The organism is Allobosea sp. (genome assembly GCF_036675845.1).
GTDB lineage: Bacteria > Pseudomonadota > Alphaproteobacteria > Rhizobiales > Beijerinckiaceae > Allobosea.
On sequence record NZ_JAKFED010000187.1, the window covers coordinates 1 to 13,592 of the forward strand.

Here is a 13,592-nt window from a genome sequence, read left to right on the forward strand (position 1 = left end):
CTGCTCGCCGCGCGCTACGGCTTGCGCCTGCCACATTGGCAGGATTCGGTGCAGGCTTGCGTGGCGCAGTTGCTGGCCCGCCCGAAACGCTGAAGGAATCTTTCGTGAAAGGCATCATCCTCGCCGGCGGCAGCGGCACGCGGCTTCACCCGATGACGATGGTGACGTCGAAGCAGCTGCTGCCCATCTATGACAAGCCGATGATCTATTATCCGCTGGCGACGCTGATGCTCGCCGGCATCAACGAGATTCTGATCATCGCGACGCCGGAGGATGCGCCGCGCTTCGAGGCCCTGTTCGGTTCGGGCGAGCGCTGGGGGCTGAAACTCAGCTACGCCGTGCAGCCGAGGCCGGAAGGGCTGGCGCAGGCCTATCAGATCGGCGCCGATTTCGTCGCCGGCGGCCCCTCGGCCCTGATCCTCGGCGACAATCTCTATTACGGCGACGGGCTGACCGATATCTTGCGCCGGGCGGCGGCGCGCCGGGACGGCGCCACCGTCTTCGCCTATCGCGTCAGCGATCCCGAGCGCTACGGCGTCGTCTCGTTCGATCAGACCGGCAAGGCGCTCTCGATCGAGGAGAAGCCCAAGCTGCCGCGCTCGCACTGGGCCGTGACCGGGCTCTATTTCTACGACTCGCAGGTTGTCGAGATCGCCCGCAAACTCAAGCCCTCGGCGCGTGGCGAGCTCGAGATCACCGACGTCAACCTCGCCTATCTCGAGCGTGGCGCCCTCAATGTCGAGCGCCTCGGCCGCGGCTATGCCTGGCTCGACACCGGCACGCCGGATTCGCTCGTGGAGGCCTCGGAATTCGTCCGCACGCTGGAGCGCCGCCAGGGTTTCCGCATCGCCTGCCCGGAGGAGATCGCCTTCGAGAATGGCTGGATCGACCGGGAGCAGTTGCGGGCGCTCGGGCAGGCGCTGTCGAAGAGCGGTTATGGGCAGTACCTGCTTGGGGTGGCAGAGCGTGACTAGCAGGGCTGAAAGCCCGTTCGAGTAATTTGAGCCCTCATCCTGAGGAGCGGGCAAAGCCCGCGTCTCGAAGGATGGTCCAGCTGGTTCCGAAGCCTCCCCGAGTATCCTTCGAGACGCCGCTGCGCGGCTCCTCAGGATGAGGGTTGAGGGAAGCCAAGGGGCCGGGCCTGGGCAGGCACTTCCGTTCCCGATGCAGAGCGCTCATGCTGCATCTGCTGTGGCCGAAAGCGATAAGCCGGTCGAGATTGCCTTGGCACCACGCCGGGAACAGGTTGGGAAGTCGAGGACAGAATGAACGCTCCCGCCGCCACGCCCGACACTTCCCCGCGCCATCCCGCCCTCGATGGCCTCACCGCCGCGCTACGCGAATTGCTCGGTCCGCGCTGCTCCACCTCGGAAAGCGAGCGCGAGCATCACGGCCATGGCGAATCCTACCATCCGAGCAAGGCGCCGGACGTCGTCTGCTATGCGCAGACCACCGAGGAGGTCAGCCGGATCCTCGCGCTCTGCCATGCGGCGAAGGTGCCGGTCATCCCCTTCGGCGCCGGCACCTCGCTCGAAGGCCATGTCGTGGCGCTGCATGGCGGCGTCTGCCTCGATCTCTCGCGCATGCAGCGCATCGTCGCGGTCAACACCGAGGATCTCGACTGCGTCGTCGAGCCGGGCGTGACGCGCCAGCAGCTCAACGCCCACCTGCGCGATACCGGCCTGTTCTTCCCGGTCGATCCCGGCGCCGAGGCGACGCTGGGCGGCATGGCCGCGACGCGGGCATCGGGCACCAATGCCGTGCGCTACGGCACGATGAAGGACAATGTCCTGGCGCTGACCGTCGTGCTCGCCGACGGCACCGTCCTCAGGACCGGCGGCCGCGCCCGCAAATCCTCGGCCGGCTACGACCTGACCAGGCTCTTCGTCGGCTCGGAAGGCACGCTCGGCGTCATCACCGAGATCACCCTGCGCCTCTACGGCATCCCCGAGGCGAGCTCGGTCGCGGTCTGCTCCTTCCCGGATGTCGGCCCCGCCGTCTCCTGCGCCATCGAGACCATCCAGAGCGGCATCCAGGTCGCCCGCGTCGAACTGCTCGACGAGACCTGCATGCGCGCCATCAACCTGCATAACGGGCTGAGCTATCCCGAGACCGCGACGCTGTTCGTCGAGTTCCATGGCACGCAGGCCGGCGTCGAGCAGCAATCGGCCGCGATGCACGCCATCGCGCAAGGCCATGGCGGCACGGGCTGGCGCCATGCCGCCAGCGCCGAGGAACGCACCAAGCTCTGGCAGGCGCGGCACAATCTCCACTACGCGCTGCTCGCCTTGCGCCCCGGCGCCAGCAGCTGGGGCACGGACGCCTGCGTGCCGATCTCAGAGCTCGCCACCTGCATCACCGAGATCAGGGAGCACGCCAAGGACGCGCCCTTCCCGGTGCCGGCGCTTGGCCATGTCGGCGACGGCAATTTCCACATGGGCTTCCTGATCAAGATGGATTCGCCCGACGAGATTCGCGAGGCCGAGCGGCTGAACGGCCTGCTGGTCAACCGCGCCATCGATCTCGGCGGCACCTGCACCGGCGAGCACGGCGTCGGCTACGGCAAGTCGAAGTTCCTGCGGCGCGAATATGGCGACGAGGCGATCGCGGTGATGCGCCAGATCAAGCAGAGCCTCGACCCCGACAATATCCTCAATCCCGGCAAGGTGTTGCCGGCATAAACTCCTGTCGTCGCGGAGCGCCGCCGCTCCTACATCAGGATGCGCATCAGCTCGTTCTGCGAAGAGATGCTGAGCCGTGCATAGGCGCGCTTGCGGTAGGTCAGCACCGTGTTGACCCCGACGCCGAGTTCGAGCGCGATGCCCTCCGAGGTCACCCCGGTCGCGACCAGGGCGCAGACATCGAGCTCGCGCCCCGACAGGGTCGGCGCGACCTTCTCCAGCCGCGAGCGGAAGGCGCTCGCCATGTCCGCCCCCGCGACCGGGCTGACCGCCTCGTTGTGCCGCCAAAGCGCCGCCATCAGCAGCGGGGCGCAATCGGTCAGCTTCGCGATCACGCCGTCGCTGAAGCTCTCCTTGCGGCCGCAGTAGAAATTGACCCGCAGCGTGCCAGCAGGGCGCTTCTGGATCAGCGAGAAGCGCTCGGAAAGCCCGGCCGAGAGATAGCACTCGCTGCGATAGGACATGTTCGGGATGTCGCCGGCCTTCAGCCGCAGCGCCCAGGAATGGCGCCCGTCATGGTCGTCGATGACGATCTCGTTGGCCGGATCGAGATGCCAGTAGCGCGCGATATAGCGCTTGGCGATCGAGCGCGCGCGCTCGCCCGGCCCGGCGTTCTCCGCCAGCAGCGTCCTGGGCTGGGCGCCCGGCGCCGAGAGGAAGGCGGTGAGATGCTCGGCGCCGGCGAAACGGTGGGCGAGCGCGAACAGGCTGGCGTCGAATTCGGGGTGCCCGACGCTCTCGATCACCTCGGCGATGGCCCGCGACAGGCAGGCCGGCGCCACGCTGCCGGCTTCGAGCGACAAGAGCTGCATTGCGATCCTCCCGGCCCGGTCTCCCATCGTCGCGCCGCTCTCCGGAAAGCTCCGGAGCGGCTTGAAATCGTGACGATGCGGCCTGGCTACCTGACCGTACTCGTAACAGCACACAAGTTTGCATGCAAGTTTGCCGACCTGATTTTTGCACGCGCGGCTGGCGGCTGGCAGCCTCGCACGCATGTCCCCAATTCGGGTGACAGCCCCGATGCCGGGCGCCCGCTAGCTATCCTCGACCCACCGGCTCGGCCGGCCCCGGAAGACCGGACGATGTGAGAACCCTTGGGTTCGGCGCTCCGTTTCGCGTCAGTGAGGAACCAGCCGCATGGCAAGCGTCGATTTCCCTGAAGCGGCCACGACCGCGCCCGAACCGGCGATGCCGGCCGCAGCCGACGCCAGCCATGCTCCGACGCTGCGGAGCTGGGTCGCCTCGGCGAACGGCCATGGCGAATTCCCGATCCAGAACCTGCCCCATGGCGTGTTCTCGCCGCCCGGGCAGGAGCCGCGCGGCGGCGTCGCGATCGGCGACGAGATCCTCGACCTCGCGGCCCTGCTGACTTCGGGCCTGTGCACGGGCGAACTGCAGCCCGTCCTCGCCGCGGCGGCTCAGCCCGAGCTCAACGGCTTCCTGGCGCTCGGCGCGCCGGCCCGCCGGGCGTTGCGCGCACGGCTTTCGCAGCTGCTCGCCAAGGGCGCGCCGGAGCAGGGCCGGCTCGAAGCGATGCTGCATCGCTCAGCCGACTGCAGCATGAGCCTGCCGGCCCGGATCGGCGACTACACCGATTTCTACGCCGGCATCCACCACGCGACCAATATCGGCGCGCTGTTCCGGCCGGAGAACCCGCTGCTGCCGAACTACAAGCATGTGCCGATCGGCTATCATGGCCGGGCTTCCTCGATACGACCTTCCGGCAGCGCCGTGACGCGCCCGAACGGCCAGCGCAAGCGCCCGGACGAGGCGGCGCCCAGCTTCGGCCCCTGCCGCAGCCTCGACTACGAGCTCGAGCTCGGCATCTGGATCGGCTCCGGCAACGGGCTCGGCGAACCGATCGCCATCGACGCCGCGGCGCAGCACATCGCTGGCCTGTGCCTGCTCAACGACTGGTCGGCGCGCGATATCCAGGCCTGGGAATACCAGCCGCTCGGCCCCTTCCTCGCCAAGAGCTTCACCACCACGATCTCGCCCTGGATCGTCACCGCCGAGGCGCTGGCGCCGTTCCGCATCGCCCAGCCGCCGCGTCCGGAGGGCGATCCGGCGCCCCTGCCCTATCTCCTCGGCGAGGCCGACCAGCGCGAGGGCGCTTTCGCCATCGACTTCGAGGTGCTGCTGCTGACGCCCGCGATGCGGGAGAAGGAACAGCCGCCGCATCGGCTTTCGCGCGGCGCCAGCCACGATCTCTACTGGACCATCGGGCAGCTGATCGCCCATCACAGCTCGAATGGCTGCAACCTGCAGCCGGGCGACCTGCTCGGCTCCGGCACGATCTCGGGGGCGACCGCGGGCAGCTTCGGCAGCCTGATGGAGATCACCCGCGCCGGGCGCGAGACCATCGCGCTTCCCGGCGGCGAGACCCGGACCTATCTCCGCGACGGCGACGAGATCGTCATGCGGGCCCGGGCCAGCCGCGAGGGCTTCGCCAGCATCGGCTTCGGCGAATGCCGCGCCCGCATCCTGCCGGCGCCGGGCTGAGACCGTGCCCGCTTCTGCCGCGATCCATGAGCCGGCGTCCCAACCGAAGGTGACAGCGGCGCAGCGGAGGGGCTGGCAGAATCACGCCGTCCTTGATCGGTTGCGGCGGGACTGGAGATCTCATGCAGAAGCGTCTGGCCATCGCCGTCGGAGAGCGCTCGGCGCCCGGCAAGGCCGCCGTCGAGGTGACGGCTGCCGCCGAGCCGGCCGCACGCAGCCGCTCGGGCGGTGTCTATGAGTGGCTGCGCAACGCCATTCTGTCGGGCGAGATCCGGCCGAACGAGCCGCTGATCGAGGCCGACCTCGCCGCCACCCTCAATGTCAGCCGCACGCCGATCCGCGAGGCCCTGCAGCGGCTGGCCGTCGAGCAGTTGATCGTGCCGCGCAAGCGCGGCTGGTCCGTCCGCGAGATCACCGCCGTCGAGGCCGGCGAGAACTCCGAGGTCCGGGCGGCGCTGGAGGGCTATGCGGCGCGGCTCGCCGCCGAGCGCGCCAGCGACCAGGAGATCGCCGAGATCGCCGCGATCCATCGCCACCGGCTCTCGATCGACCCGGCCGACAACAAGGCGCGCGTCGAGACCAATCGCCAGTTCCACGGCGTCATCGTCGGCGCCGCCAGGAACGAGAGGCTGCGCGACGCCATCCTCCGCTCGGGCCGCTTCTACTTCAACGGCTCCGTCGCGCAGCGCACCTCCGACGAGGAGTTCCACCTCAGCAACCGCGACCATGACCGCATCGTCGCGGCGCTGCTGGCGCGCGACGGCGACGCCTCGGAGCTGGCGATGCGCAACCATATCCTGCGCACCTTCCATATCTTCCAGCGGCTCTCCTATCCTTCGCACGAATCGGCTTCACTGGCGCCGCTGCATGTGCCACAGCCCAAGAGCTGAACATGCCAAGAACTGAACCTGCCAAGAGCTGAACCCCTGAGAGGCCTTCAACCTTGCCGCCTGTAGTGACGACACAACGGCCCGTGCCGACATCGTCGCCGTGAAGGCCCATGACCCGACAATCATGACGCAGCAGCGATGAAGGAGCCGGCTGCGACGCCAGGCTGGGTCAGCGCCCTGCTGGCGATGATCGTCGTGCAGATGGCGACCGCCTTCCTGACGCGGGTGACGCCGACCATCGCCCCGGCCATGGCGGCCGAACTGCAATGGTCCGATGCGGTCATCGGCTATCTCGCCAGCATCACCACGCTGGGCTCGATCGCCTTCCTGGTGATGGGGGCGCCGCTGATGCGCCGGCTCGGCTCGATCCGCGCCTTGCAGTTCGGCCTCGCCCTCGGCATCTTCGGGCTCTGCTTCCTGCTGCCGCCGCTCCTGCCGGTTGCCGCCGCCGGAGCTTTCCTGATCGGCCTCGGCTACGGCCCGTCCTCCCCCGCCGGCAGCGACGTGCTGCATCGCATCGCGCCGCCGCGCCATCACGCCCTGATCTTCTCGCTGAAGCAGGCCGGGGTGCCGGCGGGCGGCATCGTCGCCGGGCTGGCGCTGCCGCCGATTGTCGCCGCCTATGGCTGGCGCGCCTCGCTGCTGTTCTCGGCCTTGCTGGTGGTCGCCACCATCCTCGTCGTGCAGCCGATGCGCGGCCGGATCGACGCCGGGCGGGAGCGGCGGCAATCGCTGGCACCGGGCGCCTTCTTCTCGCTCGGCAACGTGCTGGAGCCGCTGCGGGCGCTGCGCGGCTCGGCTTCGGTGATGCGCCTCGCGGCCGTCGGCGCCTGCCTCGCCATCGGCCAGGGCATCTGGTTTGCCTATCTGATCACCTTCGCCGTCTCCGAGCTCGGCTATGGTCTCGGCGCCGCCGGCCTCGCCTTCGCCCTGATGCAGGCGACGGGCGTGTTCGGCCGCGTGCTGCTCGGCTGGATCGCCGACCGCATGCGCGCGACGAGCCGCCTGCTCGCTTTCGTCTGCCTGGCCTCCGGCCTGACCTCGCTGGCGCTGATGCTGGCGACGCCGAGCTGGCCGTCCTGGCTGTTCTACGGTCTCGCGGCCGTGGCGGGCATCACCGTCTCGAGCTGGAACGGCGTGCAGATCGCCGAGATCGCCCGGCGCTCGCCGCCCGCGCTGATCCGGGAAGCGGCGTCGGGCGCGACGATCGTGGTCTTCCTCGGCTATGTCGCAGGCCCGCTCTCCTTCGCGCTTCTCGTCGCGGCGACCGGCCGCTTCGACCTCGGCTTCCTGCTCTGCGCCGTCGCCGGGCTGCTCGGCTTCCTGCTGCTGGCGACCAAGCCGGGCGCCTGAGGCTCGCATCGCAGCCACTGCCCGGCCGCGCCTGCGCGGCGTTTTCGCCGCCTGTCCCAAGCCGCTGTGACAGGGCCTGCGCTCTTCCCAACTATGATCCTGGGAGCGCTCGAACGCCAAGCTGCCGCCATCGCGATCCGCCTCCGAAAGGCGGACAAGGGGAGAGACGAACCATGAAGCTCAAAATGCTGGGAGCCGGCCTTTCCTTCGCCGCCGGCCTTCTCGCTGCCGCCGCGGCCGGCGCGCAGGAGCCGGGCATCACCGACAAGTCGATCAAGATCGGCATGTTCGGGCCGCTCTCGGGGCCCAACATGGCCTATGGCTTCGACGTGATAAACGCCGCCAAGATGTATTACGACAAGATCAACAAGGAAGGCGGCATCCACGGCCGCAAGATCGAGTATGTGGTCGAGGACGACCGCTGCAATGCCAACGACCTCGTCGCGGCGGTTAAGAAACTGGTCGAGCAGGAACAGGTGTTCATGCTCAATGGCGGCTCCTGCTCGGCCGCCGTCGTCGCCGCCAAGGACTATGTCGTCCGCAACAAGGTGCCCTTCCTGATGCTGAACGCATCCGGCGACGGGGCGCTCTACCCGCCGACCGACTACATCTTCGGCGCCTTCTCGATCTCGCAATATGCGGTCGGTGGCGCCATGATCGAGTTCGCCGCCAAGCAGTTCGGCGCCAAGACCATCGGCTACATCAACCATGACGACGCCTATGGCGCCTGGAACCTCGAGGGCTCGAAGGCCGACGCGCAGACCAACGGCGTCAAGCTCGCCGTCGAATCGATCAACCCGACGATCAACGACGTCACCGCGCCCTTCCTGAAGCTGCGCGCCGCCAATCCCGACGTGCTGCTGCTCGTGACCTATGCCCGTCCCGCCGCGCTGCTGATCAAGAAGGCGGCCGAGCTCGGCTTCAACAAGCCGATCATCCTCTCGGTCACCGGCACGGCGAGCCTGTCGCAGCTCGTCGAGAACGTCGGCAAGGACGCGCTCAAGAACTTCTACATCCAGGAGGTCATGGTCGACGCGCCGGGCGGGGCGAAGCTGAAGCCGATCTACGACATGTACGAGGCCGCCTATCCCGACCTCGCCGCCAAGCCAGACCATCCGCAGACCTACATGCCCTATGGCATCCCCCCGGCGATGTCGCTGGTCAAGGCGCTGCAGGATGCCGGCCCGAACCCGACCCGCGAGAAGGTGCTGGCGGCCCTGAAGACCCAGGATTTCGACTCCGGCGTCATGGCCGGGCGGGTGAAGTTCGGCCCGACCGACCGCGCCGCCAACAGGTCGACGATCTTCGTCAAATACGATGGCGCGACGATGACGCCGCTGCCCGGCGTCTACTCCAGCCGCTGGACCTACCAGGCCAAGTGACGCCGTCGGCCGGCGCCCGAACGGGGCGCCGGCCCTCCTCCCGAACGCCGCAACCGGGCCGGAAATGGACCTTCAACTCGCTCTGATCTTCCTGCAGCAGGGGATCGCCTCCGGCCTCGTCTCGGGCAGCGTCTACGCCCTGCTCGCGCTCGCGATCGTGATCATCTTCAAGACCTCGGAAGTGCCGAACTTCGCCCAGGGCGAGATGTTCATGGCCGCCGGCTACATCGCGCTCTATCTCTTCGTCTTCCAGCAGATGCCGATCTGGATCGTGCTGCCGGCGACGCTGGTCGCCGCCTTCCTGGTCGCCGCCCTGTTCCGCAGGATCGTGCTCGACCAGGTCGCGAAATCGGCCAAGGATCTCGTCTATCTGGTCATCGCGACGCTCGGCCTGTCCTATGTGCTGAAGGGCATCGTGCGCCGCACCGGCTTCGGCGACACGCCGCGCTCCTTCCCCGCCCTGGTCCCGACCGATTCCGTCATGATCGGCCAGGCCTCGGTGACGATCCTCGACCTGACGATCCTTGGCACCGCGCTCACGGTGATGGCGGCCTTCTTCTGGATGTTCCACTACACCAAGATGGGCCGCGCCATGCGCGCCGTCGGCATGAACCCCAAGGCCGCCCAGCTCGTCGGCGTCGACCTCGGCCGCGCCCATATGCTGATCTGGGGCATGTCCGGCGTGATCTCGGCCATCGCCGCGCTGCTGATCTCGCCGAAGATCCTGATGACCGCCGATATGGGCTCGATCGTCATGCTCGCCTTCGCGGCGGCGATCGTCGGCGGCTTTTCCAGCCTGCCCGGCGCCGTGGTCGGCGGCTTCGTCATCGGCATCGTCGAGAACCTCGTCGGCCTGTTCATCTCCTCGCGCGCCATCGTGCTGGCGCCGTTCCTCGCCATCATGATCGTGCTGGTGATCCGGCCGCAGGGGCTGTTCGGCGGCAAGCTGACGATCAAGAAGGTCTGACGATGGCAGCCCCGACCTCCTCCCCGGCGGCCGCCGGTCGCGCCTGGCCAGCCGGCACGCTCCTCGCACTGCTGCTCGCCGCGGCGCTTCTCGTCGCGCTGCCGCTCGTCACCACCGGCTATGTCGTCTACATCGCCAACCTGCTGCTGGTCTTCGTCGTGCTCTGCCTCGGCCTGCACATCGTCATCGGCGAGAGCGGCCAGTTCTCGATGGCGCAGGCCGCCTTCTACGGCATCGGCATCTATGCCAGCGCGCTGGCCAACCGCGCGACCGACCTGCCCTACCCCTTCGCCATGCTGTTCGGCGCGCTGGTCGCCGGGCTGGTGGGCCTGGCCATCGGCGCGCTGGCGCTACGCATGCGCGACATCTACCTGGCGCTCGCGACCTTCGCCTTCGGCGAGGCGATGCAATGGGTCTTCCTGAACTGGGACAGCGTCACCAACGGGCCGAACGGCCTGCGCATCAGCCCGGCCCGCTTCGGCCCGCTCGAGATCCTCAGCGACAAGCAGGCCTACCCCTTCGTCGTCGTCTCCTGCCTGCTGATGATCGGCCTCACCATCGCGATCTCGCGCTCGCGGCTGGGGCGCTCCTTCCGGGCGGTGCGCGAATCCGAGGTCGCGGCGCTGGCCATGGGTGTCGATGTCCGCCGCGCCAAGATCGTCGCTTTCGGCCTGTCGGCGGCGCTCGCCGGCTTCGCCGGCGGCATGTTCGGCCTGTTCCAGACCTATATCCATCCCGACAGCCTCGGCTTCCAGACCACCATCCTGATCCTGACCATGGTGGTGGTCGGCGGCCTCGGCTCGATCGGCGGCGCGGTCGGCGGCGCCATCGTATTCGGCCTGCTCTCCGAGGTGCTGCGGCAATGGCCGCAATACCAGGAGATCATCTATGGGCTGATCCTGATCCTGTTCATGATGTACGCCCCGCGCGGCCTTTTCGTCTTCATCGGCGACCGGATGAAGGGGCTGCACCATGACCGCTGACAAAACCGCTGAGCCCTTCCTCCAGGTCGACGCCCTGACCATCAAGTTCGGCGGGCTGACCGCGGTCAGCGCCCTCGACATGAGCGTCGCCAAGGGCAGCATCCATGCCCTGATCGGCCCCAACGGCGCCGGCAAGTCGACGACCTTCAACTGCATCTCGCGCTTCTACACGCCGACCTCCGGCGCCATCAGCTATGACGGGCGCGACATCACCGGCCTGCCGGCGCGCGCCATGGCCGGGCTCGGCATCGCCCGCAGCTTCCAGAACCTCGAACTGTTCTCCGAGCTCACCGTCTTCGAGAACGTGCTGATCGGCGCCCATGTCCATGCCGGCCGCTCCTGGCGCGACGCCGTCGCCGCCAGGCCCGCCGAGATCACCGAGCATGTCGAGCATCTGCTCGAGCGCACCGGCCTTGCCGACTACGCCAGGAGCAAGGCGCGGAACCTCGATTTCGGTCACCAGAAGATGGTCGAGATCGCCCGCGCCCTCGCGATCCGCCCGAAGCTGCTGCTGCTCGACGAGCCGGCCGCCGGCCTGCGCAACCGCGAGATCGCCGCGCTCGACCGCCTGCTCAGCGAATTGCGCGAGCGCGACGGGCTCACCATCCTCCTCGTCGAACATGTGATGCAGCTCGTGATGTCGATCTCCGACAGGATCACCGTGCTGAACTTCGGCACCAAGATCGCCGAGGGCAGCGCCGCCGAGATCCGCTCCCACCCCGCCGTGATCGAAGCCTATCTCGGCCGCGAGGCGGCCCATGAGGCGCCCCATGGCTGACCTGCTCGAAATCGACGGCATCTCGGCCTCCTATGGCCGTATCCAGGCGCTGTCCGACGTCTCGCTGCGCGTGCCGGAGGGCGCCATCGTCGCCTTGCTCGGCAGCAACGGCGCCGGCAAGTCGACGACGCTGAACACGATCTCGCGGCTGGTGCCGGTGACGAAGGGGACGATCCGCTTCGCCGGCGAGGCGATCCAGTCCTGGCCCTCGCACCGCGTCGTCTCCGGCGGCATCCTGCAGGTGCCGGAAGGCCGCGAGGTCTTCCGCGAGATGAGCGTCCGCGAGAACCTCGACATGGGCGCCTATCGCCGCAGCGACGCGGCCGGCGTGACGCGCGACCTCGAGCGCGTCTTCGACTATTTCCCGAAGCTCAAGGAGCGCCTGAAGCAGAAGGCCGGCACGCTGTCCGGCGGCGAGCAGCAGATGCTGCTGATCGGCCGCGCCCTGATGGCCGGGCCGCGCCTGCTCCTGCTCGACGAGCCCTCGCTCGGCCTCTCCCCCGTCCTCGTCCAGCAGATCTTCGCGATCATCGAGCGGCTGAACCAGGATGGGCTGACCATCCTCCTGGTCGAGCAGAACGCCGCCATCGCGCTCGGCTGCTCCAGCTACGCCTACATCCTCGAGAATGGCGAGATGGCGCTCGAAGGCCCCTCCGCGAAGCTGCGCTCCGACGACAGCGTGCGGCGCACCTATCTCGGCGGCTAGATCAGGATGGGGCTTGCCAGAGACATGTCCCTGTCATTCCGGACAAGCCGCGCAGCGGCGCCGCTCCGGAATCCATCGCAGGGCTCCGGCACTCTACGATGGATCCCGGCGCTCCGCTTCGCTGCGGCCGGGATGACGACGTGTTGCGATCGAAAAGCGGCTCGCCTTGGTCGGCCCGAACGATCGCGGACGAGCAAGGGAACAGGGCGATGAGCACGGCGAACGACAAGCCCCTCGCTTTGGTGACAGGCGGCGCCCGCGGCATCGGCCGGGCGATCGCCGAGCGGCTCTGCGAGGACGGCTTTGCCGTCACCATCCTCGACCGCGAGCGCGAGGCGGGCGAGGCTACGGCGGCCGAGCTGTCGCGCCAGGGCCATACCGTCACCTTCGAAGCGGCCGACCTCTCCGACCATGCCTCGCTCGGCCCGCTGATCGCGCGGCTGCCGGTGCCGACAGTGCTGGTCAACAATGCCGGCCTCTTCGACAACCGGCCGCTCTTCGATCTCGAAGCCGGCGACTTCGCCCGGATGATGGACGTCAACGTCACCGCCCTCTTCCTGCTCTCGCAGGCGGCGGCGCGGCGGATGCAGCCCGGCGGCAGAATCGTCAACATCGCCTCGCGCGCCTTCCTCGGCGCGAAGGGCCACGCCCATTACGTCGCCTCCAAGGCCGCCGTCGTCGGCCTGACCCGCGCCATGGCGATGGAGCTCCTGCCGCAGGGCATCGCGGTCAACGCGGTCGCGCCCGGCGCGGTCGAGACCGAGATGGTGGCCAGGCAGTCGCCGGAGGCGCGCGCGGCGCTGCTTGCCCTGCAGCCGACCGGCAAGCTCGCCGCCCCGGCCGACATCGCCAATGCGGTCGCCTTCCTGGCCTCGGCCCGCACCGATTTCATCTATGGGCAGGTGCTGATGGTCGACGGCGGCAAATCGCTCGGCGGCGGCATGGGCCTGTGACTTCCGGGCCTGTGATTTCCGGGGCTGTGAAGCGCCAAGACGGATTGAGGACGATGACGGCTGAATTCGACGAGATCCACGATGTCGTGGTGGTGGGTTCCGGCGCCGGCGGCATGTCGGCGGCGATCACCGCCGCCAAGGCCGGGCTCGACGTCGTGCTGATCGAGAAGAGCGAGTTCATCGGCGGCTCGACCGCGGTTTCGGGCGGGGCGATGTGGGTGCCGGAGAACCCGCACGCCGCCAAGGCCGGCCATGCCGACAGCCGCGAGGCGGCGCTGGCCTATGTCGGCGCCGTCATCGGCAACCATCTGCGCCCCGATCTGATGCGCGCCTTCCTCGACAACGGGCCGGGCATGGTCCGCTTCTTCGAGAGCGAGACGGCGCTGCGCTTCGAGGC

The 13,592-nt window shown here is 68.5% G+C and carries 13 protein-coding genes; 12 read left to right on the plus strand and 1 reads right to left on the minus strand.

Annotated features, from left to right (window positions below):
• Positions 1–104 precede the first annotated feature (104 nt).
• Together rfbA and V6M56_RS20250 are read left to right on the plus strand one after the other, a co-directional pair.
• Positions 105–974: a glucose-1-phosphate thymidylyltransferase RfbA gene (rfbA, locus tag V6M56_RS20245; protein ID WP_332686365.1), complete on the plus strand. Its 870-nt coding sequence runs from the start codon at positions 105–107 to the stop codon at positions 972–974.
• A 291-nt stretch (positions 975–1,265) separates the two neighbouring features.
• On the plus strand, positions 1,266–2,681 hold the full coding sequence (locus V6M56_RS20250; RefSeq protein WP_332686367.1) for an FAD-binding oxidoreductase: 1,416 nt from the start codon (positions 1,266–1,268) through the stop codon (positions 2,679–2,681).
• A 29-nt stretch (positions 2,682–2,710) separates the two neighbouring features.
• Here V6M56_RS20250 and V6M56_RS20255 read toward each other — a convergent pair whose 3' ends face one another.
• Positions 2,711–3,493 (minus strand): helix-turn-helix domain-containing protein, encoded by a 783-nt coding sequence (locus V6M56_RS20255; RefSeq protein ID WP_332686369.1) that lies wholly within the window; start codon positions 3,491–3,493, stop codon positions 2,711–2,713.
• Between the two features lie 376 nt (positions 3,494–3,869).
• On the opposite strand from V6M56_RS20255, the gene fahA reads away from it, so the two are divergent.
• The 10 genes from fahA to V6M56_RS20305 all read left to right on the plus strand — a co-directional run.
• The gene (gene fahA / locus V6M56_RS20260) at positions 3,870–5,183 is read left to right on the plus strand and encodes a fumarylacetoacetase (protein WP_332686389.1); all 1,314 of its coding nucleotides are present in this window, start codon (positions 3,870–3,872) and stop codon (positions 5,181–5,183) included.
• A 122-nt stretch (positions 5,184–5,305) separates the two neighbouring features.
• A complete protein-coding gene (locus V6M56_RS20265; RefSeq protein WP_332686371.1) occupies positions 5,306–6,073 on the plus strand; it encodes a GntR family transcriptional regulator in 768 nt (255 codons plus the stop codon).
• A gap of 138 nt (positions 6,074–6,211) precedes the next feature.
• A complete protein-coding gene (locus V6M56_RS20270) occupies positions 6,212–7,426 on the plus strand; it encodes an MFS transporter (RefSeq protein ID WP_332686373.1) in 1,215 nt (404 codons plus the stop codon).
• Positions 7,427–7,599: 173 nt separating this feature from the next.
• Positions 7,600–8,808 (plus strand): ABC transporter substrate-binding protein, encoded by a 1,209-nt coding sequence (locus V6M56_RS20275; RefSeq protein ID WP_332686375.1) that lies wholly within the window; start codon positions 7,600–7,602, stop codon positions 8,806–8,808.
• A 64-nt stretch (positions 8,809–8,872) separates the two neighbouring features.
• A complete protein-coding gene (locus V6M56_RS20280; RefSeq protein ID WP_332686377.1) occupies positions 8,873–9,775 on the plus strand; it encodes a branched-chain amino acid ABC transporter permease in 903 nt (300 codons plus the stop codon).
• Positions 9,776–9,777: 2 nt separating this feature from the next.
• Positions 9,778–10,758: a branched-chain amino acid ABC transporter permease gene (locus tag V6M56_RS20285; RefSeq protein WP_332686379.1), complete on the plus strand. Its 981-nt coding sequence runs from the start codon at positions 9,778–9,780 to the stop codon at positions 10,756–10,758.
• A complete protein-coding gene (locus V6M56_RS20290; RefSeq protein WP_332686381.1) occupies positions 10,748–11,536 on the plus strand; it encodes an ABC transporter ATP-binding protein in 789 nt (262 codons plus the stop codon). The genes V6M56_RS20285 and V6M56_RS20290 overlap by 11 nt, the downstream gene beginning before the upstream one ends.
• The gene (locus tag V6M56_RS20295) at positions 11,529–12,242 is read left to right on the plus strand and encodes an ABC transporter ATP-binding protein (RefSeq protein WP_332686383.1); all 714 of its coding nucleotides are present in this window, start codon (positions 11,529–11,531) and stop codon (positions 12,240–12,242) included. Before V6M56_RS20290 ends, V6M56_RS20295 begins: the two co-directional genes overlap by 8 nt.
• 209 nt (positions 12,243–12,451) lie before the next feature.
• Positions 12,452–13,195: an SDR family NAD(P)-dependent oxidoreductase gene (locus V6M56_RS20300; protein ID WP_332686385.1), complete on the plus strand. Its 744-nt coding sequence runs from the start codon at positions 12,452–12,454 to the stop codon at positions 13,193–13,195.
• Between the two features lie 53 nt (positions 13,196–13,248).
• The coding region (locus V6M56_RS20305; protein WP_332686387.1) for an FAD-dependent oxidoreductase at positions 13,249–13,592 on the plus strand (344 nt) is incomplete at its 3' end.